The sequence below is a fragment of the Pseudomonas sp. F2 genome, assembly GCF_057174385.1.
The window spans coordinates 3,430,927-3,455,209 of record NZ_CM169904.1; the positions used below are offsets into that span (position 1 = coordinate 3,430,927).

Below are 24,283 nucleotides of genomic sequence, written 5' to 3' on the forward strand. Positions count from 1 at the left end.
GGAAACCGCGATGCAATTGATCTGGCTGCGCAGCGACTTGCGCCAACATGACAACACCGCCCTCGCGGCTGCCGCTGCGCGCGGCCCGACGGTTGCCGTGTATCTGTTGAGCCCGCAGCAGTGGCTGGAACATGACGACGCGGCGTGCAAGATCGACTTCTGGTTGCGCAACCTGCGTGAATTGAGCGCCAGCCTTGGTGCGCTGAATATCCCGTTGCTGCTGCGCACTGCCAATCATTGGGATCAGGCCCCGGCGGTGCTGCTCGAACTTTGTGTGCAATTGAATATTCAAGCTGTGCACGTCAACGAAGAATATGGCATCCACGAAAGCCAGCGCGACGCCGCGGTGGCGGTGGCCCTGAAGACCAAAGGCATCGCTTTCCACAGCTACCTTGACCAGCTGCTGTTCAAGCCCGGCACGGTACTGACCAAAACCGAAACCTACTTTCAGGTGTTCAGCCAGTTCCGCAAGGTTTGCTATGAGCGCCTGCATCGTTCGGTGCCAGCGTTGGTAAAAGCCCCCGGCAAGCAAGCGAAGCTGAATGTCGACAGCGATCCGGTGCCGGCCTCAATCAAAGGTTTTGCAGCACCGAGCGAGTCATTGCGCGCCCTGTGGCCGGCCGGCGAGCAGGAAGCCCGGCGCCGTCTCGACACCTTCGCCGACGCGCAGATCGACTACTACCAGAGCGAACGCGACTTCCCGGCCAAACCCGGCACCAGTCAACTCTCGGCCTATCTGGCCGCCGGGGTGATTTCGCCGCGCCAATGCCTGCATGCGGCCCTGCAAAGCAATCAGGGCGAGTTCGACAGCGGCAAGGTCGGCGCGGTGACGTGGATCAACGAGCTGCTGTGGCGTGAGTTCTACAAGCACATTCTGGTCGGCTACCCACGGGTATCGCGTCACCGCGCGTTTCGCACGGAAACCGAGGCCCTGGCCTGGCGTGATGCGCCGGACGATCTGGCCGCGTGGCAAGAAGCGCGCACCGGTTTGCCGATCATTGATGCGGCCATGCGCCAATTGCTGGAAACCGGCTGGATGCACAACCGTCTGCGGATGGTGGTGGCGATGTTCCTGACCAAAAACCTGTTGATCGACTGGCGTGAAGGCGAGCGTTTTTTCATGCGGCACCTGATCGACGGCGACCTGGCAGCGAACAACGGCGGCTGGCAATGGAGCGCTTCGACCGGTACTGATTCGGCACCGTACTTCCGTATTTTCAACCCGATCAGCCAATCGGAAAAATTCGACAGCGAAGGCTTGTTCATCAAGCACTGGCTGCCTGAGCTGGCTGGCCTGAACAAGAAAGAAGTACATGACCCGGCCAGCGCCGGCGGACTGTTCGGCGTCGCCAACTATCCGGCGCCGATCGTCAATCTCGGGGCTTCGCGCGAACGCGCGCTGGCGGCTTTCAAGAACCTGCCGTCGCGCTCGTCTACAGGAGAGGTCCATGAGTGAATTCCTGCGCCGCTTCGCCCACCAGTTTGCCGGGTTGAACAAAGACAACTTGCAACGCCTGGGCGAGCTGTACAGCGATGACATTCACTTCACCGACCCGCTGCATGAAGTGCAGGGTTTGAAACAACTGCGCCATTACTTCAGCGAGTTGTATGCCAACGTCAGCGAGCTGCGCTTCGATTTCCACGGCTTCGACCAGATCGCTGACGGCGAAGGCTACTTGCGCTGGGTCATGAGTTACCGCCACCCGCGTCTGGCCGGCGGCCGTTTGATTCGCGTCGCCGGGTGTTCGCACCTGCTCTGGCGAGACAAGGTTTATCGCCACCGGGATTATTTCGATGCCGGGGCCATGCTGTATGAACATTTACCCGTATTGGGCCGGGCGATCGCCTGGTTGAAAAGGAGAATGGGATGAGTCGTACACCTCCGCGGCGGTATTGGCTGACCGGTGCCAGCAGTGGCATCGGCGCAGCACTGGCTGAAGAGATTCTGAAAAGCGGCGCGCATCTGGCCGTCAGCTCGCGGCAAGTGGCACCACTCAAAGTGTTGTCGCAACGCTATCCGGGGCAAGTGCTGGTGGTGGCGGGCGATCTGACCAACAGTCAGACCGTGCGCGAAATCGGTCAGCAGATCGAACAGGCCTGGGGGTCACTGGACAGCGTGATTCTCAATGCCGGTACCTGCGAATACGTGGACGCCCGCCAGTTCGATGCCTCGATCATCGAACACGTGGTGCGCACCAACCTGCTCGCCAGCAGTTACTGCATCGAAGCCGCCCTGCCGTTGTTGCGCAAAGGTACCGCGCCGCATCTGGTCGGCATGGCCAGCTCCGTGACCTACCTGCCGCTGCCTCGAGCCGAAGCCTACGGCGCGTCGAAAGCCGGGCTGCGCTATCTGTTCGAATCGCTGCGGATCGATCTGGCCGTCGAGGGCATCGAAGTCACCATCATCAGCCCGGGTTTTGTCGAAACCCCGCTGACCGCGAAAAACGACTTCCCGATGCCGTTGAGCTGGCCTGTGGATAAAGCCGCGCGGCACATCTTCGCCAAGCTCAAGGATCGTCCGCTGGAGATCGCCTTTCCCGCACTGTTCATGGCGGCGCTGTGGCCACTGTCGAAGCTGCCGGCGCGCCTGCAACTGGCGATCGGCAAGCGCATGGTGCGCAGCAACCCACCGCTGCGAGACCCGATATGAAGATTGCCATTGTCGGCAGCGGGATCGCCGGCCTGACCTGCGCCTACCTGCTCAATCGCCGCCACGACATCACGGTGTTCGAGGCCAGCGACTGGGTGGGCGGCCACACGCACACCGTGCAGGTAACCGTCGACGGCCGCGAATACCACGTGGATACCGGCTTCATCGTGTTCAACGACTGGACCTACCCGAACTTCATTCGTTTACTCGGCCAGCTCGGTGTGTCGTTCAAGCCGACCGAAATGAGCTTCTCGGTGACCGACCCGGACACCGGCCTGGAATACAACGGCAATAACCTCAACAGCCTGTTCGCCCAGCGCAGCAACCTGCTGTCACCGGGCTTCTGGGGGATGTTGCGCGACATCCTGCGCTTCAATAAAGAAGCCCAGCGCGACCTCGCCGAACAGCGGATCGCCGCCGACACCACCCTCGACGATTACCTCAAGGCTGGCGGTTACGGTGAACGTTTCATCCTGCACTACATCGTGCCGATGGGCTCGGCGATCTGGTCGATGCCGATGGCCGAGATGCTCAATTTTCCGCTGCAATTCTTCGTGCGTTTCTTCAAGAACCATGGCCTGTTGTCAGTCAGTGACCGCCCGCAATGGCAAGTGATCGAGAGCGGCTCAAGTGCTTATGTCGCGCCGCTGACGGCTGCATTCAAGGACAAGATCCGCCTCAGTTGCCCAGTAACCCGTATCGACCGCGACGAGCACGGCGTGGTTATCCACAGCCCGGCCGGCATCGAGCGTTTCGACAAGGTCGTGCTCGCCTGCCACAGCGATCAAGCCCTGCAACTGCTGGGCACGCCCAACCATAATGAACGCTCGATCCTCGGCGCCCTGCCTTATGCCGATAACGAAGTCGTATTGCATACCGATACCCGTCTGCTGCCGACCCGAAGACTGGCGTGGGCCAGCTGGAACTATCGCTTGAGCGGCGCCGGCCATACTCACGCGGCAGTCACTTACGACATGAACATCCTGCAGGGCATTCAGAGTGACACCACGTTCTGCGTCAGCCTCAACCAGAGCGCCGGAATCAGCCCGTTCAAGGTACTCGCCAAATACACCTACGCCCACCCGCAATTCAGCCTTGCGGCCGTTGCGGCGCAGAACCGCTGGGCCGAAATCGACGGTCAGCAGCACACCCACTACTGCGGCGCTTACTGGGCCAACGGCTTTCATGAGGACGGCGTGGTCAGCGCATTGCGCGTGGCCGCCGCGTTCGGGGAAAGCTTATGAACAGCGCCCTGTACAGCGGCTGGATCGGTCATCGGCGCTTTGCGCCCAGACGCCACGAATTCCGCTACCGCATCGGTCTGTTGTACCTCGACCTGGCCGAACAGGACGCCGTGTTCGAACTGTCGCCGTTTGCCAGCCGCAGCCGTTTTGCGCCGTTTTCGTTTCGCGAAACCGATTACCTGAAAGCCTTTACCGGCAGCGGCATGCGCCTGATCGACGCGGTACGCCAGCAGGTCGCAGGCGCCCTTGGCTATCAGCCGCAAGGTTCGGTCTGCCTGCTGACCCAGCCGCGCAGTTGGGGTCTGGCGTTCAATCCGGTGAGCTTCTTTTATTGTCACGAAGCCGACGGGCAACTGGCGGCGATTCTTTGCGAAGTGACCAACACGCCGTGGCGCGAACGTTATCACTACGTTTTGCCCGCCCGCACGCCGACCCACTTGCAAGACTTTCATCAGCATTTCGCCGTGGCCAAGGCCTTTCATGTTTCGCCGTTCCTGCCGCGCGATCTGGAGTACCGCATGAGTTTCAGCCCGGCTGCGCAAAACCTCGGCGTGCACATGGCCGACTGGCAGGGCGACCTCAAGCTGTTCGACGCCACGCTGAACTTGCAACGCGAGCCCCTTGATCGCCGCAGCCTGCACCGCTACTTGCGGCGTTTTCCGTGGATGACCGCGAAAACCTGTCTGGCCATTTATTGGCAAGCCCTGCGCCTGTTGCTCAAACGCGCGCCGATTTTTGCTCATCAGGCTGCCGACGGCAGCTTCCAAATCGCCACTGTGCCTCCCAAGGAGCACCGCCATGAAATCCTCTAGCCTGACTGTCAGTCGCTTCAGCACCAACGGCTTGACCGGCTCGCTGCTGCGGCGCGGCGTATTGCGGCAACTGAGCCGACTCAAACACGGGCAATTACTGGTGGTCGAGGACGGCGAACGCCTGATGTTCGGTACGCCGGGCAGCCACCTGCTCGGTGAAATCCATGTCCAGGATGCAGCAGTGTGGGGCATGGTCGCCGGCAACGGCTCGATCGGTGCCGGTGAAGCGTTTATCCACGGTTACTGGAGTTCGCCGGACCTGACCGCGGTGGTGCGCGTGTTCGTCAGCAACCTCGACGTACTCGACGCCATGGAACGCGGTCTGGCCCGCCTCAGCCGGCCACTGGTGCAAGGCCTGCACTGGCTCAACCGCAACACGCGCAAGGGCTCGCAGAAAAACATCGCCGCGCACTATGACCTGGGCAACGATCTGTTCGAACAGTTTCTCGACCCGACCATGATGTATTCGGCCGCGCAGTTCCTCACGCCCGAGGACAACCTGGAACAGGCACAACTGAACAAGCTGGAACGGATCTGCCAGAAGCTCGCGCTCCAACCCGAAGACCACCTGCTGGAGATCGGTACCGGCTGGGGCAGCATGGCGCTCTATGCTGCGCAGCATTACGGTTGCCGCGTCACCACCACGACCCTGTCGAAAGAGCAGTACGCGTTTACCGCCAAGCGTATTGAAGCCCTGGGGTTGCAGGATCGGGTGACGCTGCTGCTCAAGGATTACCGCGACCTTACCGGCGAGTACGACAAACTGGTGTCGATCGAAATGATCGAAGCGGTCGGCCATCGCTTTCTGCCGACCTACTTCAAACAATGCGCGCACCTGCTCAAGAGCAACGGCCTGATGCTGTTGCAGGCAATCACCATTCGCGAGCAGCGCTACGAACAGGCCAAGCGCGGCGTCGACTTCATCCAGCGCTACATCTTCCCCGGCGGCGCCCTGCCCTGCGTACAAAAAATGCTTGAAGTGGTCAGCCGCGAAACCGACATGAACCTGCTGCACATGGAAGATTTCGGCCTGCACTACGCCCGTACCCTGCGCCTGTGGCACGAAAACTTTCGCCGCGCCCACGGCCGCTTGAGTGAATTGGGTTACGACGATTACTTCCTGCGGCTGTGGGAGTTTTACCTGTGCTACTGCGAAGGCGGTTTTCTGGAGCGCACCATCGGCACGGCGCAATTGCTGCTGGCGAAACCGGCGGCCATGCCGGCGCCGTTGCTCGGGCGCTTCGATGCTTGAGCGAGTGGCCAATGCCGTACTGTTTCAGGTCGGCTGGCTGGCTTGTGTCATCGGTGGCAACAGTCTGTGGCTGCTGCTGGCGCTGGCGGTGCTGGTGATTCATCTGGGCTTGGTCAGCAGTTGGGCGGCGGAAGGTCGCTTGATCCTCAGCGTGGTGATTGTCGGCACGGCGGTAGACAGCCTGTTGCGGGCTGCCGGGGTGTTCGAATTCCAGGATCTGTCGCCGCTGATTCCGCTATGGCTGATGCTGCTCTGGGCCTTGCTCGCCACCACGTTGCGTCATTGCCTGCAGTGGAGCGCCCGTCCCTGGTGGCTGGCCAGCGGACTCGGCGCAGTGGGCGGCGCTGTCTCCTATTACGGCGGCGGACATCTGGCCGGCGTGCGATTCCCCTACGGTGAAGTGCCGACCCTGATCGGCATCGGCCTGCTGTGGGCCCTGCTGTTTCCGTTATTGCATGCCATGGCGCGGCGCTTGAGCCACTGAGCGTCTGTCAGACCTTTCACACGACAACCGGCGGCTGCCTTACACTGCCCGGCATGAAAACCATTCCCCACCAGCAAATCACCGAGCCAGCGGTCACCTGCTCGACCTGCGCTGCGTGCTGCTGCCAGCTTGAAGTGATGCTGATCACCGACACCGGCGTGCCTGAGCGCTTTATCGATAACGATGAGTGGGGCGGTGAAGTGATGCTGCGTCTGGACGACGGCTGGTGCGCGGCGCTGGATCGCGACAGCATGATGTGCACGATCTACGAACGACGTCCGCTGATCTGTCGCGAGTTCGAAATGGGGGCACCGGAGTGCCTTGAAGAACGCAAAGGCATTGCCACGGCCTACCGTTGATTAGATGCAAAAAGATCGCAGCCTGCGGCAGCTCCTACAGGGGATTGGGTTTTCCTGTAGGAGCTGCCGCAGGCTGCGATCTTTTGATCTTGCTTACAGCGGCATCGTGTAATGCAGCGCGTAGCTTTCTACACCGTCGTTGCTGCTGGCCAGGCCGGCGTTGGAATAGTGCGTCGCACGGATCCCGACTTCATGCCCGCCATTGAAGCGCAGGCCAAAACCGATGCGGTCTTCGAACTGCAAAGAGCCGCCGATGTTGTTGCTTTCATATTTGGTGTTGGAGAACGCTGCGACACCAATGCCCGCTTCAACATACGGCTTGACCGACTGACCGGCAAACTCGTAAACGAACACCGGCGAGAACGACAGGCTGTTGTTGCTGGAAGTCTTGTCACCCTCCCAATACGTGTAGGCACCGCTCCAGTAACCGGTCAGGCGACCGACGTCACTTTGCAGCCAGCTCTTGTCCCAATCGAAATTCATGCCGAGGCGATACGTCATTGTCGAATCGCTGGTCGCACCCACTGCAAACTCAACGCCTGCCGCTTGTGCGGTAATACTTTGCCCCATCAGTGCAGCCGCAATCGCGGCCAAGCAGAATAGTCGCTTCACTTTGAAACTTCCTTTTCCGGAACGATCGTTTGGTTTTTTAGTAAACCCAGCGGTATAGAAATCAGCGCTTGAGCAGAAGTTCAGCTGACTTTTTAGATATTTCACATTTTTTTTACAAGGTGAATTTTTCGACGTCGCCGGCGGCTTGGCCCAACAGGGGCAGGATTTTGCGAAAGGACGCCGGATCCGCGCTGGTCCAGAATCTGACTGGCTGGTTCGGTCCGTGGGCGAGCAACCCGCGCTCGGCCAGCAGCCGCTGCAACTGGCGGGCGACGGCGGCACCGGTGTCGATCAGGCTGATGCTGTCGGGAATCATCGTCTTGAGCATCGGTTTGAGAAACGGATAGTGGGTGCAGCCGAGAATGATCGTGTCGCAACCATTGGCCAGCAGCGGCTCGACATAGTGCTGGAGCAATGCGCGCAGCTCGGCGCTATGCAGATCACCGCTTTCAATCAGCTCAACCAGACCGGGGCACGGCTGGGTGATGACGCGAACGTCGGTAGCGAAACGATCAAGCAACGCGGCGAACTTGGCGCTCTGCAACGTGCCGGTGGTGGCAAGTACGCCAACCACACCGCTACGGGTCGCGGCAGCAGCAGGTTTGACCGCAGGCTCCATGCCGACAATCGGCCACTCGGGGAAATCCCGGCGCAGATCGGCAACAGCGGCCACCGTCGCGGTGTTGCAGGCAATCACCAGGGCCTTGGCGCCCTGCTCGCGGAAAAAACCGGCCATCACCTTGCAGCGCTGGCGGATGAACTCAGGGGATTTCTCGCCGTAGGGAATGTGCCCGCAATCGGCGAAGTACAGCAGCGACTCATGGGGCAGCAACCGCTGGACTTCGGCCAGTACCGACAAGCCGCCGACACCGGAATCGAACACCGCGATCGGTGCCTCACGCATCGTGCGATCCGCAGACGCTGCAGCCCGGATCGCGCTTGACCCGCAGCTCACGAAAGCGCGAACCCAAGGCATCGATCAGCAGCAAGCGGCCTACCAGTGGTTCGCCGAAACCGACCAGCACTTTCAAGGCTTCGAGCGCCTGAAGACTGCCGACCAGGCCCACCAGTGGCCCGACCACACCGGCCTCGCTGCACGTCAGTTCGGCTTCGCTGCCATGCCCGTACAGGCAGTGATAACACGGACTTTCCGGGCGACGCGGGTCGAACACCGCCAACTGCCCTTCCAGACGAATCGCCGCGCCGCTGACCAGCGGCTTGCGCGCGGCCACGCACGCGGCGTTGACCGCTTCGCGGGTGGAGAAATTGTCGGAACAGTCGAGCACCAGATCCACCGCCGACACGGCAGCGGCAAGGGAGTCCTCGTCCAGCGCCAGACGGTGCGGCACCAATTGAATCTCGGGGTTGATCGCGCCGAGGCGCTTGAGCGCCGAGTCGACCTTACTCATGCCGACACTGTCGGTGTCATGAATGATCTGGCGCTGCAGATTGGTCAGGTCGACCGTGTCGAAATCCGCCAGATGCAACTCACCGACACCGGCCGCTGCCAGATACAGCGCGACCGGCGCACCGAGACCGCCAAGGCCGACGATCAGCACGCGGCTGTCTTTGAGCTTCAGTTGCCCATCGATGTCGATGTGTTGCAGCAGAATCTGCCGGCTGTAGCGCAGCAATTCCTGATCATTCAGCACGGCAGGCGCCCCAGGCTGATCCGTTGATGGCCGCCCAGATCGGTGCGGCTGTGGACTTGTTCAAAACCGCGGGTCAGCAACAGATCACGCACGGCCTCGGCTTGATCATAGCCGTGTTCGAGCATCAGCCAGCCGCCGGCTTCCAGATGATCCGGCGCCTGGGCGACGATCAGGCGCAGATCGTCGAGCCCGTCGACACCGGCCACCAGCGCACTGGCCGGTTCGAAGCGCACGTCGCCCTCGACCAGATGCGGGTCGGCAGCGGCGATGTAGGGCGGGTTACTGATGATCAGATGGAAGCGCTGGCCTTCGAGGGCGCTGAACCAGTGGCTGCTCACCACCGTGGCGTTGTTCAGGCTCAAGCGCTGGCGGTTGCGTTCGGCCAGGGCCACGGCTTCCAGCACGCGATCCACCGCCGTGACTTGCCACGCCGGACGTTCGCTGGCCAGGGCCAAGGCAATCGCGCCGCTGCCGGTGCCCAGATCGAGCACTTTCGCCGGCGTCGCCGCCAGCAACTCCAGCGCGGCTTCGACCAGCAATTCGGTGTCCGGACGTGGAATCAGCGTGTGCGGTGCAACTTCCAGATCGAGTTTCCAGAACCCCTGCTGACCGAGAATATAGGCCACCGGCTCACCGCCGCGACGTCGCTGCAGATACTCGGCGAAGAGCAGCGCCGCTTCGCTGGGCACGATGCGCTCAGGCCAGGTGTGGAGGAAGCTGCGCGGCTTGCCCAGTGCCGCCGCCAGGAGCAATTCGGCATCCAGACGCGCCGTCGGCGAATCCGGCAGTTCGGCGGCACGCAACAGACTGGCAATGATGGTCATTTATTCACCTATCGCTGCAAGCTGGTCGGCCTGGTATTCGGCCAGCAGAGGCTCGATCACCGCTTCAACGCCACCGGCGAGAATTTCATCCAGGGAGTACAGGGTCAGGTTGACGCGATGGTCGGTGACCCGGCCCTGAGCAAAGTTGTAAGTACGAATACGCTCGGAACGGTCGCCGGAACCGACCAGCAATTTACGCTCGCTGGCAATCGCATTGGCCGCTGCGGCGGTCTGCTGGTCGTTGAGCTTGGCGGACAGCCAGGCCATCGCCCGCGCGCGGTTCTTGTGCTGGGAACGTTCTTCCTGGCACTCGACGACGGTGCCGGTCGGTATGTGCGTGATGCGGATCGCCGAATCGGTGGTGTTGACGTGCTGACCACCGGCCCCGGAGGAGCGGTAAGTGTCGACACGCAGATCCGCCGGGTTGATCTCGATGGCTTCCCGCTCGTCCGGCTCGGGCAACACCGCCACGGTGCAGGCCGAGGTGTGGATACGGCCCTGGGACTCGGTGGCGGGTACACGCTGTACGCGGTGCGCGCCGGACTCGAATTTCAGCTTGCCGTAAACGTTGTCGCCTTCAATGCGGGCGATGACTTCTTTATAGCCACCGTGCTCGCCTTCGTTTTCCGAAAGGATCTCCACGCGCCAGCCACGCCGTTCGGCGTAACGCGAGTACATGCGAAACAGATCGCCGGAGAAGATCGCCGCTTCGTCGCCACCGGTACCGGCGCGAATTTCGAGAAAGACGTTACGCCCGTCATTGGGATCCTTGGGCAGCAACATGCGCTGCAGATCATCTTCCAGTCTGATCAGCAATTCCTTGGCTTCGCGGACTTCCTCCACGGCCATTTCACGCATGTCCGGGTCGCTGTCCTTGAGCAGCGCCTGGGCGCCTTCAAGATCACTTTGTACGCCGAGCAGCTTTTTATAGCCTTGTACCACCGGCTCGAGTTCGGCGTATTCCTTGGAATAAGCGCGGAATTTGGCCTGGTCGGCAATGACTTCGCCGTCGCCGAGCAGCGCGGTCAGTTCCTCGAAACGGTCCTGGAGGGTGTCCAGCTTGTTGAGCAGTGACGCTTTCATTGCGGTTTTTTATCCGAAAAACTATCCGGTGAGCCCTCGAGGGCGAAGAGTTCCTGGGCCATGGCCAGCGCATCGAGGCGGCCTTCGGCAGAAAGCTTTTTCAACTGCACGCTGGGCGCATGCAGCAGTTTATTGGTCAGGCCACGGGCCAGTTGCCCGAGCACCTCTTCGGCGTTGCCGCCGTTGGCCAGCAGACGCAGGGCCTTTTGCAACTCCTCGTCACGCAGGCGTTCGCTCTGTTGCCGATAAGCCTTGAGCACATCGACCGCCGCCAGTTCGCGCAGACGCACCATGAAATCGTCGGCGCCGACCGAAACCATCTCTTCCGCCGCCTGGGCTGCGCCCTGCCGACTCTTGAGGTTCTCGGCGACCACTTCGTGCAGATCGTCGACGCTGTACAGGTAAACGTCGTCGAGTTCGCCGACTTCCGGCTCGATGTCGCGGGGTACGGCGATGTCGACCATGAAGATCGGCTTGTGCTTGCGCTGCTTCAGCGCGCTTTCGACGGCGCCTTTACCGAGGATCGGCAACTGGCTGGCGGTCGAACTGATCACGATATCGCTGCGCACCAGTTCTGCCGGAATGTCCGAGAGCAGCACCGCATGCGCGCCGAACTGCTCGGCCAGCAGGCTGGCGCGTTCCAGCGTACGGTTGGCCACCACGATGCGCTTGACCCCCAGCTCGTGCAAATGGCGGGCGACCAGCGTGATGGTCTCGCCGGCGCCGATCAACAGGGCCTGGCTGCGCTGCAAATCACTGAAAATCTGTTTGGCCAGGCTGACGGCGGCAAACGCCACGGACACCGGGTTTTCGCCGATGGCGGTGTCGGTACGCACTTGCTTGGCGGCATTGAACGTCGCTTGAAACAGCCGCCCCAGCAGCGGGCCGATGGTGCCCGCCTCACGCGCCACGGCGTAGGCCGATTTCATCTGGCCGAGGATCTGCGGTTCGCCCAGCACCAGCGAGTCGAGCCCGGAGGCGACGCGCATCATGTGACGAACTGCCGCATCATCTTCGTGCACATAAGCGCTCGCGCGCAGCTCATCGAGGCTTAAATGGTGATAATCCGCCAGCCAGCGCAGAACCAGATCAGCGGAAATCTGATCCTGTTCTATATAAAGCTCACTGCGATTGCAGGTGGAGAGGATCGCAGCTTCGCGGCTGTCGGTGAGTCGGCAGAGCTGCTGCAAGGCCTCAACCAGCTGCTCAGGGGTAAAGGCCACGCGCTCGCGGACGTCTACTGAAGCAGTCTTGTGGTTAATACCGAGTGCAAGGAAGGCCATTCAAGGTCGCTGATGGTGACGTGAAGCCGGCAATTGTCCTACTTCGTCAGATTCAGAACAACTACCGCTGACTATTGTCCCAATTGTCGGCCACTATAAAGGCCACATTCGAGACTCGGTTATGTTTGACCGAAGGCTTGTGTCATGATGATCCGACCGCAGGTTAGTCGTCCTTCTCCTATATGAATAGATCTTCCGCGTTGCTCCTTGTTTTTGTCTTCCTCAGCGGCTGCCAGGCCATGGCACCCGTTTCGCCGGACGGTACCCCGCCGGTCGAAGACACCACGCCCGCGCCTGAAAAACCCAAGGTTTACAGCTCGTTCAGCGAGGAAACCGTCTTCAGCCTGCTGAGCGCCGAACTCGCCGGCCAGCGCAATCGTTTCGACATTGCCCTGGACAACTACGTGACCCAGGCGATCAACACCCAGGATCCGGGGGTTTCCGAGCGCGCGTTCCGCATCGCCGAATACCTCGGTGCCGACCAGCCTGCGCTGGATACCGCACTGATCTGGGCAAAAAACGCCCCGGACGACCTCGAAGCGCAGCGCGCCGCTGCCGTGCAGCTGGCCCGCGCCGGGCGTTACGACGACTCCATGGTCTACATGGAGAAAGTTCTGCAGGGCAAGGGCGACACTCATTTCGACTTCCTCGCACTGTCGGCGGCCGACACCGATCAGGAAACCCGCAACGGTTTGATGAAAAGTTTCGACCGTCTGCTGCAGCGCCACCCGAAGAACAGTCAGCTGATTTTCGGCAAGGCCCTGTTGCTGCAACAGGACGGCGACAATAAAGCCGCACTGACCCTGCTCGAAGACAACCCGCCGGAAGAAGGCGAGATTGCTCCGATCCTGTTGCGCGCACGTCTGCTGCAAACCCTGAATCGTGGCGACGAAGCATTGCCACTGCTGCGCAAAAGCATCAAGCAATACCCGGACGACAAGCGCCTGCGCCTGACGTATGCGCGCACCCTGGTCGAACAGGACCGGATGGACGACGCCAAAGTCGAGTTCTCCACCCTGGTTCAGCAATACCCGGAAGATGACGAACTGCGTTACTCGCTGGCATTGGTCTGCCTGGAAGCCAAGGCCTGGGACGAGGCCAAGGGCTACCTGGAAGACCTGATCGCCCGGGAAAGCCACGTCGATTCGGCACACCTGAACCTCGGCCGCATCGCTGAAGAGCGCAACGATCCACAAGGCGCGCTGATCGAATACGCCCAGGTCGGCCCGGGCAATGACTATCTGCCGGCGCAACTGCGTCAGGCGGACATTCTGATGAACAACGGCAAGACCGCCGAAGCCCAGAGCAAACTGGCGGCTGAGCGCGATGCCCAGCCGGATTACGCAATCCAGCTGTATTTGATCGAATCCGAAACCCTGTCGGCCAACAAACAGGACGACAAGGCCTGGAAGGTCCTGCAGCAAGCGCTGCTGCAATACCCGGACGATCTGAATCTGCTCTACACCCGCGCCATGCTCGCGGAAAAGCGCAATGACCTGGCGCAGATGGAAAAAGACCTGCGCCTGATCATCAAGCGCGACCCGGACAACGCCATGGCGCTCAATGCGCTGGGCTACACCCTGTCCGATCGCACTACCCGCTATGCCGAAGCCAAAGCCCTGATCGAACAGGCGCACCAGATCAATCCGGAAGACCCGGCGGTACTCGACAGCCTTGGCTGGGTGAATTTCCGCATGGGCAATCTGGACGACGCCGAGAAGTATCTGCGTCAGGCGCTCGAGCGCTTCCCGGACCACGAAGTCGCCGCGCACCTGGGCGAAGTCCTGTGGGTCAAGGGCAATCAGCGCGAAGCCAAACAAGTCTGGGGCAAATTCCTCAAGGATCAGCCCGACAGCACCATCCTGCGCAGCACCATCAAGCGCCTGACCGGATCCGAGACTCTTTAACTCATGTTTTTGCGCCACGTTATTGTTTTCAGTTTCATCGCCCTGCTCGCCGGTTGCGCGGGCTTCGGTGCTCGCGAATCGGTCGAGGGCCACGGCAGTCCGGCTCAGTGGGCCGCGAACAAACAACAGCTGACCGGCCTCGACGGCTGGCAGATCGACGGCAAGATCGGCATCCGCGCACCGAAAGATTCCGGTAGCGGCACGCTGTTCTGGCTGCAACGCCAGGACTATTACGACATTCGTCTGTCCGGCCCGCTGGGTCGTGGCGCGGCGCGTCTGACCGGGCGTCCGGGCAAGGTCTCGCTGGAAGTCGCCAATCAGGGCCGCTATGACGCCGAGTCACCGGAAGCGCTGCTCGAAGAGCAACTGGGCTGGAAGTTGCCCGTGTCGAATCTGGCCTGGTGGGTCCGTGGCTTGCCGGCACCCAGCAGCAAAAGCCGTCTGACTTTGGATAACGACAGTCGCCTGGCCAATCTGGAACAGGACGGCTGGAAGGTCGAGTACCTCAGCTACGCCGAGCAGAACGGTTACTGGCTGCCCGAGCGGATCAAACTGCATGGCACCGATCTGGACGTGACGCTGGTGATCAAGACCTGGCAACCGCGTAAATTGGGGCAATAACCCATGACCGCTCCACGTCTGACGCTGCCGTCGCCGGCCAAGCTCAATCTGATGCTGCACATTCTCGGGCGCCGTGCAGACGGTTATCACGAACTGCAGACGCTGTTTCAGTTTGTCGATTACGGCGACGAAATCACCTTCGCCGTGCGCGACGACGGCGTGATACAGCTGCACACCGAATTCGCTGGCGTGCCCCACGACAGCAACCTGATCGTGCGCGCGGCGAAAATGCTTCAGCAACAGTCTGGCTGCCCACTGGGCATCGACATCTGGATCGACAAGGTGCTGCCGATGGGTGGCGGCATCGGTGGCGGCAGCTCGAACGCGGCCACTACCCTGCTCGGTCTCAATCACCTGTGGCAACTGGGCTGGGATGAGGATCGCCTCGCGGCACTGGGCCTGTCGCTCGGCGCTGACGTGCCGGTTTTCGTCCGTGGCCACGCGGCATTTGCCGAAGGCGTGGGCGAAAAACTGACCCCGGTCGACCCCGAAGAACCGTGGTATCTGGTGCTCGTGCCGCAAGTCTCTGTAAGTACGGCAGAAATTTTTTCCGATCCTTTGTTGACACGTAACACGCCGCCCATTAAAGTGCGCCCCGTTCCCGAGGGAAACAGTCGAAATGACTGCTTGCCGGTGGTTGCAAGGCGTTATCCAGAGGTACGTAACGCATTGGATTTGTTAGGTAAATTTACCGAAGCAAAACTCACCGGAACTGGAAGTTGTGTGTTTGGGGGCTTCCCAAGCAAAGCTGAAGCTGATAAAGTCTCGGCCCTTCTTACAGAGACCCTTACAGGGTTTGTAGCAAAAGGAAGCAACGTTTCGATGTTGCATCGCAAGCTGCAAAGTCTGCTCTAAAAGGAATCAAGTGCCAGGCACTTGAAGCAACAGATACAGGGGCGTCGCCAAGCGGTAAGGCAGCAGGTTTTGATCCTGCCATGCGTTGGTTCGAATCCAGCCGCCCCTGCCATTTTCTATACTCATCCAGGTTACCCTCAGCCTCTAGGTACTGCGCGTGTCCAAGATGATGGTCTTTACGGGGAACGCTAACCCCGATCTGGCTCGGCGTGTTGTACGTCAGCTGCATATCCCTCTCGGTGACATCTCTGTCGGCAAGTTTTCCGACGGCGAAATTACTGCCGAGATCAATGAAAACGTTCGCGGTAAAGACGTTTTCATTATTCAGCCGACTTGCGCCCCGACCAACGATAACCTGATGGAACTGGTCGTGATGGCTGATGCCTTCCGCCGCTCCTCGGCTACTCGTATCACTGCTGTTATTCCTTATTTTGGTTATGCCCGTCAGGATCGCCGTCCGCGTTCCGCACGTGTGGCTATCAGCGCGAAAGTCGTTGCTGACATGCTTACCGTAGTCGGCATCGACCGTGTGCTCACGGTTGATCTGCATGCTGACCAGATTCAGGGCTTCTTCGATATTCCGGTAGATAACATCTACGGCTCCCCGGTTCTGGTGGATGACATTGAAGATCAGCGCTTCGAAAACCTGATGATCGTGTCCCCGGACATTGGTGGCGTCGTGCGTGCACGTGCCGTTGCCAAGTCGCTGGGCGTGGATCTCGGGATCATCGACAAACGCCGTGAGAAAGCCAATCACTCTGAAGTGATGCATATCATTGGTGATGTCGAAGGGCGTACCTGCATTCTGGTCGATGACATGGTCGATACCGCCGGCACTCTGTGCCACGCGGCCAAGGCCCTGAAAGAGCATGGCGCAGCCAAGGTCTTTGCCTACTGCACACACCCTGTGCTGTCGGGTCGGGCCATCGAGAATATCGAAAATTCCGTGCTGGACGAGCTGGTGGTGACTAACACCATCCCGCTGTCCGCTGCAGCACAAGCCTGTGCACGTATCCGTCAACTGGATATCGCACCGGTTGTTGCCGAAGCGGTTCGCCGCATCAGCAATGAAGAATCGATCAGCGCGATGTTCCGTTAAGGGCCCTGCCCTTCTCGAAATGTCTCGTTGACGAAAAGCGCCCCGCCCCGGCATACCTGTCGGGGCGGGGCTTTTTTGCCCATACCGTGTTTGGCGCTGGTCGCAAACGCCGCTCGGTCATGGCTATTTTGGAGATACAAAATGAACGATTTTACTCTGAATGCTGAAGTGCGTTCCGACCTGGGGAAAGGTGCGAGCCGCCGCCTGCGTCGTCTCGCCGCTCTGGTTCCAGCTGTTGTTTACGGTGGCGACAAAGCCCCTGAATCCATCAGCATGCTGGCCAAAGAAGTTGCCAAACTGCTCGAAAACGAAGCGGCTTACAGCCACATCATCGAGCTGAACGTTGGTGGCAAGAAACAAAACGTCGTGATCAAGGCACTGCAACGTCACCCGGCCAAAGGCCACGTGATGCACGCTGACTTCGTACGCGTTGTCGCTGGCCAGAAACTGACCGCTATCGTTCCTGTGCACTTCATCAACGAAGCTGCTCCAGTGAAGAAAGGCGGCGAAATCTCGCACGTTGTTGCCGAGATCGAAGTTTCCTGCCTGCCAAAAGACCTGCCTGAGTTCATCGAAGTCGACCTGGCTAACGCTGAAATCGGCACCATCGTTCACCTGTCGGACCTCAAAGCTCCTAAAGGTGTCGAGTTCGTTGCTCTGGCACACGGCGATGACAAGGCAGTAGCCAACGTCCACGCTCCACGTGTTGCTCCAGAAGCTACCGAAGAAGGCGCAGCAGAGTAATTTCACTCTGTTCGTCGGAGTGAGTGAAACATCGCGGACTGGAACGTAGCGAGAAAGCGGGCGGGAACGCGGAGTTTACATTCATGGTAAATGAGCAATTTTCGTCCACTTTCGCCGCCTTCACTGATCGCGGCGATGTCAAACACCACTCCAAGGAAGGGCCCCTATCGTGACTGCCATCAAACTGATCGTTGGCCTGGGAAATCCAGGCGCCGAATACGAACAGACCCGGCATAACGCAGGGGCCCTTTTTGTTGAGCGCATCGCTGCCGCGCAAGGTGTGAACCTTGTGGCCGATCGCAAATATTTTGGCCTGACCGGGCGCTACTCGCATCAGGGTCAGGATGTTCGTCTGCTGATTCCCACCACCTACATGAACCGCAGCGGCCAGGCCGTGGCGGCACTCGCCGGGTTCTTCCGCATCAAGCCTGAAGAAATCCTGGTGGCGCACGACGAACTCGACCTGCCTCCGGGCGTCGCCAAGCTCAAGCAGGGCGGCGGCCATGGCGGTCACAACGGGTTGCGCGACATCATCGCGCAACTGGGCAATCAGAATACGTTCTACCGCCTGCGGCTTGGCATCGGCCACCCGGGCGTCGCCAGTATGGTTTCAAATTTCGTCCTGGGTCGTGCGCCACGCGCCGAACAGGAAAAACTCGATGCCAGCATCGACTTTGCCCTCGGCGTGCTGCCGGATATCCTCGCCGGTGAATGGAACCGCGCGATGAAAAACCTGCACAGCCAGAAGGCCTGACTCTAATCCGAGGGGAAACACCATGGGATTCAATTGCGGCATCGTCGGCCTGCCTAACGTCGGCAAGTCCACCCTGTTCAACGCCCTGACCAAATCCGGTATCGCGGCCGAGAACTTCCCCTTCTGCACCATCGAGCCGAACAGCGGCATCGTGCCGATGCCGGATCCGCGTCTGGACGCTCTGGCGGCCATCGTCAATCCGAAGCGCATCCTGCCGACCACCATGGAATTCGTCGACATCGCAGGCCTGGTAGCCGGCGCCTCGAAAGGTGAAGGTCTGGGCAACAAGTTCCTGGCCAACATCCGTGAAACCGACGCCATCGCTCACGTGGTGCGCTGCTTCGAAGACGACAACGTGATCCACGTGTCCAACAGCGTCAACCCGAAGCGCGACATCGAAATCATCGACCTGGAACTGATCTTCGCCGACCTCGACAGCTGTGAGAAGCAACTGCAGAAAGTCGCGCGCAATGCCAAGGGTGGTGACAAGGACGCAGTGGCTCAGAAAGCCCTGCTGGAGCAATTGATCCCTCACTTCACCGAAGGCAAGCCTGCGCGCAGCCTGATGAAGAACATGAGCGCCGACGAGAAGGCGATCATCAAGGGTTTCCACCTGCTGACCACCAAACCGGTCATGTACATCGCCAACGTCGCTGAAGACGGTTTCGAGAACAACCCGCACCTGGACGTGGTCAAGGCCATCGCCGAAGAAGAAGGCGCCATGGTGGTTCCGGTGTGCAACAAGATCGAAGCGGAAATCGCCGAGCTCGAAGACGGCGAAGAGAAGGACATGTTCCTCGAGGCCCTGGGCCTGGAAGAGCCTGGCCTGAACCGCGTGATCCGTGCCGGCTACGAAATGCTGCACCTGCAGACTTACTTCACCGCCGGCGTCGAAGAAGTCCGCGCCTGGACCGTCCGCGTCGGTGCCACCGCACCCCAAGCTGCCGGCGTGATCCACACCGACTTCGAAAAAGGCTTCATCCGCGCCGAAGTCATCGCTTACAACGACTTCATCCAGTACAAGGGCGAAGCCGGTGCCAAGGAAGCCGGTAAATGGCGCCTGGAAGGCAAGGACTACATCGTCAAGGATGGCGACGTGATGCACTTCCGCTTCAACGTGTAAGCGTTACGTCCAAGAAAAAGCCGCGTTTGATACGCGGCTTTTTTGTGCCTGAAATTTACTGCTGAACATATTTCCCCTGTGGGAGCGAGCCTGCTCGCGAAAAGGGAGTGTCAGTCACACCTCTGTGAATACCACACCGCATTCGCGAGCAGGCTCGCTCCCACAGTTGGAAATGGTGTGGGGTCAGGCCTTCTTGGTTCGTGGCAAGAAGATCGCCAGCACGCCAAACAACGGCAAAAACGAGCACAGGAAATACACGTACTCGATGCCGTGCACATCCGCCAGATGCCCGAGCAACGCCGCACCGATCCCGCCAAAACCGAACATCAAGCCGAAGAATACGCCGGCAATCATCCCGACATTACCCGGCACCAGCTCTTGCGCGTACACCACAATCGCCGAGAACGCCGAGGCGAGGATGAAGCCGATCACCACACTGAGGACAGAGGTCCAGAACAGATCGACGTGCGGCATCAGCAAGGTGAACGGTGCCACGCCAAGAATCGAAAACCAGATCACCGCCTTACGCCCGATCTTGTCGCCAATCGGCCCGCCGAAGAACGTCCCCGCCGCCACCGCACCGAGAAACAGGAACAGGTGCAACTGCGAACTGGCCACCGACAGGTCGAACTTCTCGATCAGGTAGAAGGTGAAATAGCTGGTAAGGCTGGCCATGTAGAAATACTTGGAAAACACCAGCAAGCCGAGCACCACCAGCGCACTGATCACCCTGCCCTTCGACAGCCCGTGAGTCGCCGCCTGGCCAGCCTTGAGCTTGAACAGGTTCAAGTGATGGGCGTACCAGCGACTGATGCGGTACAGCACGAACAGCGCAAACACCGCGAACAGACCGAACCACGCCACGTTGCCCTGACCGAACGGAATAATGATCGCCGCTGCCAGTAACGGGCCGAACGCGGAACCGGCGTTACCGCCGACCTGGAAGGTCGATTGCGCCAGACCAAAGCGCCCGCCCGAGGCCAGCCGGGCAATTCGCGAGGCTTCGGGGTGAAAGGTCGAAGAACCGATACCGATCAATGCCGCCGCCAGCAGAATCAATGGGAAACTGCCGACCACCGACATCATCACGATGCCGATCAGCGTGCAGATCGAGCCCGCCGGCAACAGCCACGGTTTTGGATGGCGGTCCGTGTGGTAACCGACCCACGGCTGCAACAGCGATGCGGTCAACTGGAAGGTCAGCGTGATCAGCCCAACCTGAGTGAAGCTCAAGCCATAGTTGGCTTTGAGCATCGGGTAGATCGACGGTAGCACTGACTGAATCAGGTCGTTGATCAAATGCGCCAGCGCCACCGCGCCGATGATACGCATCACCAACGGGCTGCTTTGGGAGGGAGAGGACGCCGAGGCAGCGGCGGTCTGAACGTTGCTGATAGCCATGGAAGTTTCCGTACAGCAGATGGGTGCACGCAGGCAGGTGCGTCAATGTGCCATTTTTCGGTGCACCAACGCCATCCCCTTAGCCAGCTAACTAACGTCCGGTTCGATAACTCATCAATCCCTGTAGGAGCTGCCGCAGGCTGCGATCTTTTGATTTTGTTTCTAAAGGGCAAGATCAAAAGATCGTCCGATCGCGGCCCGAGCCTTCGGCAGCTCCTACAGAGAGAAGAGTGATAGCTCAACGCCATGGTCTGAATCTTGCCTTGCTTCTCCCCTCGAACGCGGCGGCCTTACAAAGGTCGTCGAGAATGGGAAGTTTCGCTACAGAGCCGGCCTACCGAGCGGGCGAGAGTGAACTTTCGAGGCCTTTTAGCAGGGCACAACATCGAGGTCGCACGACCGCGATGCACGCCATTGGTGCGTGGTGTCCAGAGGAGTCATGGGGCATGCAGGCTTTCCTTTCACCGGGGATCAAATTGCTGGGGCGGTTTGGCTTCGCGCGTAAATTCCAGCTGTTGTTTCTGCTGTTCATTCTGCCGTTGGCCGGCAGCCTGTTGATGATTGGTCAGGACTATCGCAACAAACTCAATCTGATTGCCGGTGAGCGTGCCGGCGTGCGCCAGTTGCTCAGCCTCGATGCCCTGGACAACCTGCTCGCCGCCCAGCGTGACCGCGCCGCCCGTTGGCGCGCCACCGAAACCAATCGCCAGCCGACCCCGGCCACCCTCGCCGCCATGGCTGCATTTGACGCCGTGCAACCGGCCCTCCAGCAAGCCACCAGCGATCTGGGCAATGCTCTGAACAAGGAAGGCGCCGAAGGTGAAACTTTCGCCCGCTATCAAGCCCTGCAAACTGCGCTCGGCGGTCTGGATTCGAAAAGCCTGAGCAGCGTCGGCTGGTGGCCGGACGGTTACGACCGCTTCACCAACGCCCTCAGCGCCCTGCAAGCGTTGCGCGAGCAAATCGTCATGGACAACCGCCTGACGCTGGCGCCATGGCTGGAAACCTATCTGCTGACGCAGATCTCCACGCAGCACGCACCGGATCTGATCGAGCGCGTAGGCCGCCTCGCCGCCGTCGGCCAGGCTTCAGTGGTCTCGGGACAATTCACTTTGCAGAGTCGCTTGCAACTGCGCGATCTGCGTGGCCGCATCGGCGATGCCCGCGAACAGCTTGTCAAAACCGCAGGTCTGCTCGAAGCGCGTCTGCCGAGCGATTTGCACACCTGGGCCGGTCAGTATCACGACAGTCTCAAGCGCCTTGATGCCGGGCTGAAGGTGCTGGATGACGGCGTGTTTGGCGGCAGCATTACACTCAAACCGGAAGACTTCGAACGCAGCCTCGATGCACTGTTGGGCGATCTCGCCTCGTTGCGCCAGCAATCACTGCTGTCGCTGGATCAGCGCCTGGACGCTTACCACGCTTCGGCGATTCGCCAGTTCATCGTGGTCGCCGCGGTGTTCGGTTGCCTGTTGCTGGCGGCGTTGTACCTGTTCGTCTGCCTGCAAGCCTCGATCCGCCGCAGCGCCAGCGGCATTACCCTGCTTGCCGAAGCCCTGCGTGACGGCAACCTGAGCCTGCAAGTGCCGGTGGTGGGCCGCGATGAGCTGGCGGCGATCAGCACCGCGCTCAACGTCGCCGTGGTGCAACTGCGCGCCAGCATGCTCGGGGTCGATCACGAAACCTCGCAACTGAGTCACGCGGTGCGCAGCCTCAACGATCATTCCAGCGGCGCGCTGAGCGAAGTCGAAGCGCAGCAGTTGCAGATCAGCCAGATCGCCGCCGCTGCGACGCAACTGGCCGCCACTTCGCAAGGTGTGGCGCAGAGTTGCGAACAGGCCTCCGGCAGCGCCCAACAGACCCGGCGCATCGCTGCCGACAGCAGCCGCGACAGCCAGCGCACCACGGCGAGCATTCAGCAACTCAACCAACGCCTGAACGACACCGCAGCGGCACTCGGTCGCGTCAGCGAGCAGGGGCAGCAGATTCAACTGGTGGTCGACACCATCCGTGGCGTCGCCGAGCAAACCAACTTGCTCGCGCTCAACGCCGCCATTGAGGCCGCGCGCGCCGGCGAACAGGGACGCGGCTTTGCCGTGGTCGCCGATGAAGTGCGCAGCCTGTCGCAACGTACCCAGTCATCGACCGCGCAAATCGCCGGCACGGTCGACAGCCTGCGCGCCACGGTCAACGAGGCGGTGAGCCTGATGGAAGCCGCCTGCGGCCAGGCGCAGTCGGATGCCGAAGCCGTGACCGGTCTTGGTGAACGTCTCGGCGAAATCGCCAGCGCAGTGCAGAGTGTCACTGACACCCTGGCGCAGATCGCCACCGCCGTGGAGGAACAGGCAAGCACCGCCGATGAAGTCAGCGGCAATATCCAGCAGGTCGATCAAGCCGCGGTGCGTCTGCTTGAGGGCGCCCGCGCGGTGAATCTCGCGGCGGATACCCTGAGTCAGGGCAGCAAGGCTCTGAGCGACAACACCGCACGCTTCCGGCTCAGCTGATCACGGCTTCGGGGAAGTCCGCTTCCAGCTCGGTCTTCAGCCACTGGATAAACCACGCCACATCCGCCGAGAACTCGGCGGACGGCGTGAGGACCCGATAGCTTTCCAGCTTCACCTGCGCGTCCACCGCGCGCACCAGTTTGCCGGACTTGAGCTCCTCGCGAACCAGCACTTCATTGGCCAAGGCAATGCCCTGCCCGCTCTCGGCCACCGACAGCGCGTGATCGTTGTTGACGTAAAGCATGTCGGAATTGAGGTGAATATCCAGCTCGTTGGCGGCGAACCACAGGTTCCACCACTCGCCGTCATCGACGTGGATCAGTTCATGGCGAACCAGATCTGCCGGGCCGATCACAGGCTCGATGCTGGCGAGGTATTGCGGGGTGCAGATCGGAAACACGCGCGGGCAGATCAATGCTGCACGGGAGTTGGCGTACTGCCCGTCGAGGCCATAGACGATGCCCAGATCGGCACTTTTGCCATCGACTTCGGTGAAGGTGGAGTTTGGCTCGATCGCCAGTTTCAATCCCGGTCGCAGATGCCGCAGGGTTTCGATCCTTGGCATCAACCAGCGCTTGGCAAACCCCGGCACCACCATGATCCGCAACCAGCGCTCGGCATCTTTCGGACGCGCCTCCTTGCCGGCCTCAATGATCAACTGCAACGCCGCGCTGATCTTGCGGTGGTACTTCTCACCCGCCGGCGTCAAATTGACCCCGCGCGAGGTGCGCTCGAACAGCTGAATGCCCAGCCAGTCCTCCAGCAACTTCACATGCCGACCAATCGCCGGTTGGGTCACGTGCAGGGCTTTCGAGGCTTCGACGTAGCTGCCCAAGCGTGCGGCGGCATCAAACGCACGCACCGCGTTGAGCGGCGGCAAACGGTGGTCGGGCATGATTCCTGGCGCCTTTGGTTGTTAAATTAACTAACAGCTGCCATGTTTAAATTGAAGTGTCGCCTCACGCAAGCACTGGCTGATAATCGAGCCACAGCAGAACAATAAAACAGCTGGTTTCACCC

The 24,283-nt window shown here is 60.5% G+C and carries 24 protein-coding genes and 1 tRNA gene; 17 read left to right on the forward strand and 8 right to left on the reverse strand.

Going from position 1 to position 24,283, the window contains the following annotated elements:
- Positions 1-10 precede the first annotated feature (10 nt).
- From phrB to AC193Q_RS15375, 8 genes are read left to right on the forward strand one after another with little or no spacing between them, the layout of a single operon-like run.
- Positions 11-1,456 carry a deoxyribodipyrimidine photo-lyase gene (gene phrB / locus AC193Q_RS15340; protein WP_483878574.1) on the forward strand — a complete coding sequence of 482 codons (1,446 nt, stop codon included), beginning with the start codon at positions 11-13 and terminating at the stop codon, positions 1,454-1,456.
- A complete protein-coding gene (locus AC193Q_RS15345) occupies positions 1,449-1,871 on the forward strand; it encodes a nuclear transport factor 2 family protein (protein ID WP_047296486.1) in 423 nt (140 codons plus the stop codon). Before phrB ends, AC193Q_RS15345 begins: the two co-directional genes overlap by 8 nt.
- Positions 1,868-2,650: an SDR family NAD(P)-dependent oxidoreductase gene (locus AC193Q_RS15350; protein WP_047296488.1), complete on the forward strand. Its 783-nt coding sequence runs from the start codon at positions 1,868-1,870 to the stop codon at positions 2,648-2,650. Before AC193Q_RS15345 ends, AC193Q_RS15350 begins: the two co-directional genes overlap by 4 nt.
- On the forward strand, positions 2,647-3,894 hold the full coding sequence (locus tag AC193Q_RS15355) for an NAD(P)/FAD-dependent oxidoreductase (protein ID WP_483878575.1): 1,248 nt from the start codon (positions 2,647-2,649) through the stop codon (positions 3,892-3,894). Before AC193Q_RS15350 ends, AC193Q_RS15355 begins: the two co-directional genes overlap by 4 nt.
- On the forward strand, positions 3,891-4,706 hold the full coding sequence (locus tag AC193Q_RS15360) for a DUF1365 domain-containing protein (protein WP_047296492.1): 816 nt from the start codon (positions 3,891-3,893) through the stop codon (positions 4,704-4,706). The genes AC193Q_RS15355 and AC193Q_RS15360 overlap by 4 nt, the downstream gene beginning before the upstream one ends.
- Positions 4,693-5,958: an SAM-dependent methyltransferase gene (locus AC193Q_RS15365; protein WP_131671050.1), complete on the forward strand. Its 1,266-nt coding sequence runs from the start codon at positions 4,693-4,695 to the stop codon at positions 5,956-5,958. Before AC193Q_RS15360 ends, AC193Q_RS15365 begins: the two co-directional genes overlap by 14 nt.
- Entirely contained in the window at positions 5,951-6,442 is a 492-nt protein-coding gene (locus tag AC193Q_RS15370) for a DUF2878 domain-containing protein (RefSeq protein ID WP_483878576.1), read from the forward strand. The genes AC193Q_RS15365 and AC193Q_RS15370 overlap by 8 nt, the downstream gene beginning before the upstream one ends.
- Positions 6,443-6,495: 53 nt before the next feature.
- Complete coding sequence (locus AC193Q_RS15375) at positions 6,496-6,801, forward strand: YkgJ family cysteine cluster protein (RefSeq protein WP_047296498.1); 306 nt, start codon at positions 6,496-6,498, stop codon at positions 6,799-6,801.
- A gap of 93 nt (positions 6,802-6,894) precedes the next feature.
- Here AC193Q_RS15375 and AC193Q_RS15380 read toward each other — a convergent pair whose 3' ends face one another.
- The 6 genes from AC193Q_RS15380 to hemA form a co-directional block, all read right to left on the reverse strand.
- Positions 6,895-7,413, reverse strand: coding sequence for an acyloxyacyl hydrolase (locus AC193Q_RS15380; protein WP_047296500.1), 519 nt, complete (start codon positions 7,411-7,413; stop codon positions 6,895-6,897).
- Between the two features lie 112 nt (positions 7,414-7,525).
- On the reverse strand, positions 7,526-8,317 hold the full coding sequence (murI, locus tag AC193Q_RS15385) for a glutamate racemase (RefSeq protein ID WP_239778115.1): 792 nt from the start codon (positions 8,315-8,317) through the stop codon (positions 7,526-7,528).
- Positions 8,310-9,065, reverse strand: a complete 756-nt coding sequence (locus AC193Q_RS15390) for a molybdopterin-synthase adenylyltransferase MoeB (RefSeq protein ID WP_047296503.1) — start codon at positions 9,063-9,065, stop codon at positions 8,310-8,312. The genes murI and AC193Q_RS15390 overlap by 8 nt, the downstream gene beginning before the upstream one ends.
- Positions 9,059-9,889 (reverse strand): peptide chain release factor N(5)-glutamine methyltransferase, encoded by an 831-nt coding sequence (gene prmC, locus AC193Q_RS15395; protein WP_476284113.1) that lies wholly within the window; start codon positions 9,887-9,889, stop codon positions 9,059-9,061. Before prmC ends, AC193Q_RS15390 begins: the two co-directional genes overlap by 7 nt.
- Positions 9,890-10,972 (reverse strand): peptide chain release factor 1, encoded by a 1,083-nt coding sequence (gene prfA / locus AC193Q_RS15400; protein WP_027612234.1) that lies wholly within the window; start codon positions 10,970-10,972, stop codon positions 9,890-9,892.
- On the reverse strand, positions 10,969-12,255 hold the full coding sequence (gene hemA / locus AC193Q_RS15405) for a glutamyl-tRNA reductase (RefSeq protein ID WP_041072472.1): 1,287 nt from the start codon (positions 12,253-12,255) through the stop codon (positions 10,969-10,971). The genes prfA and hemA overlap by 4 nt, the downstream gene beginning before the upstream one ends.
- 182 nt (positions 12,256-12,437) lie before the next feature.
- Between hemA and AC193Q_RS15410 the strand changes: the two genes are divergently transcribed.
- From AC193Q_RS15410 to ychF, 8 genes are all read left to right on the forward strand, one after another.
- Positions 12,438-14,162 (forward strand): tetratricopeptide repeat protein, encoded by a 1,725-nt coding sequence (locus AC193Q_RS15410; protein ID WP_483878577.1) that lies wholly within the window; start codon positions 12,438-12,440, stop codon positions 14,160-14,162.
- A 3-nt stretch (positions 14,163-14,165) separates the two neighbouring features.
- Entirely contained in the window at positions 14,166-14,783 is a 618-nt protein-coding gene (gene lolB, locus AC193Q_RS15415; protein WP_041072477.1) for a lipoprotein insertase outer membrane protein LolB, read from the forward strand.
- Between the two features lie 3 nt (positions 14,784-14,786).
- Positions 14,787-15,638, forward strand: coding sequence for a 4-(cytidine 5'-diphospho)-2-C-methyl-D-erythritol kinase (ispE, locus tag AC193Q_RS15420; protein WP_182402462.1), 852 nt, complete (start codon positions 14,787-14,789; stop codon positions 15,636-15,638).
- Positions 15,639-15,675: 37 nt separating this feature from the next.
- A tRNA-Gln gene (locus tag AC193Q_RS15425) sits at positions 15,676-15,750 on the forward strand.
- Positions 15,751-15,795: 45 nt separating this feature from the next.
- Entirely contained in the window at positions 15,796-16,737 is a 942-nt protein-coding gene (locus AC193Q_RS15430) for a ribose-phosphate pyrophosphokinase (protein WP_003171603.1), read from the forward strand.
- Positions 16,738-16,878: 141 nt separating this feature from the next.
- A complete protein-coding gene (locus AC193Q_RS15435; protein ID WP_007967646.1) occupies positions 16,879-17,481 on the forward strand; it encodes a 50S ribosomal protein L25/general stress protein Ctc in 603 nt (200 codons plus the stop codon).
- Positions 17,482-17,650: 169 nt separating this feature from the next.
- Positions 17,651-18,235, forward strand: a complete 585-nt coding sequence (gene pth, locus AC193Q_RS15440) for an aminoacyl-tRNA hydrolase (RefSeq protein WP_003228164.1) — start codon at positions 17,651-17,653, stop codon at positions 18,233-18,235.
- Between the two features lie 22 nt (positions 18,236-18,257).
- Complete coding sequence (gene ychF, locus AC193Q_RS15445) at positions 18,258-19,358, forward strand: redox-regulated ATPase YchF (protein WP_041072487.1); 1,101 nt, start codon at positions 18,258-18,260, stop codon at positions 19,356-19,358.
- Between the two features lie 183 nt (positions 19,359-19,541).
- On the opposite strand, the gene AC193Q_RS15450 is transcribed toward ychF, so the two are convergent.
- A complete protein-coding gene (locus tag AC193Q_RS15450) occupies positions 19,542-20,759 on the reverse strand; it encodes an MFS transporter (protein ID WP_483878578.1) in 1,218 nt (405 codons plus the stop codon).
- Between the two features lie 446 nt (positions 20,760-21,205).
- Between AC193Q_RS15450 and AC193Q_RS15455 the strand changes: the two genes are divergently transcribed.
- Complete coding sequence (locus AC193Q_RS15455) at positions 21,206-23,263, forward strand: methyl-accepting chemotaxis protein (RefSeq protein ID WP_483878579.1); 2,058 nt, start codon at positions 21,206-21,208, stop codon at positions 23,261-23,263.
- Here the strand turns inward: AC193Q_RS15455 and AC193Q_RS15460 are convergent.
- Positions 23,256-24,158 (reverse strand): LysR substrate-binding domain-containing protein, encoded by a 903-nt coding sequence (locus AC193Q_RS15460; protein WP_483878580.1) that lies wholly within the window; start codon positions 24,156-24,158, stop codon positions 23,256-23,258. The two genes, AC193Q_RS15455 and AC193Q_RS15460, sit on opposite strands and share 8 nt — an antisense overlap.
- Between the last annotated feature and the right edge of the window lie 125 nt (positions 24,159-24,283).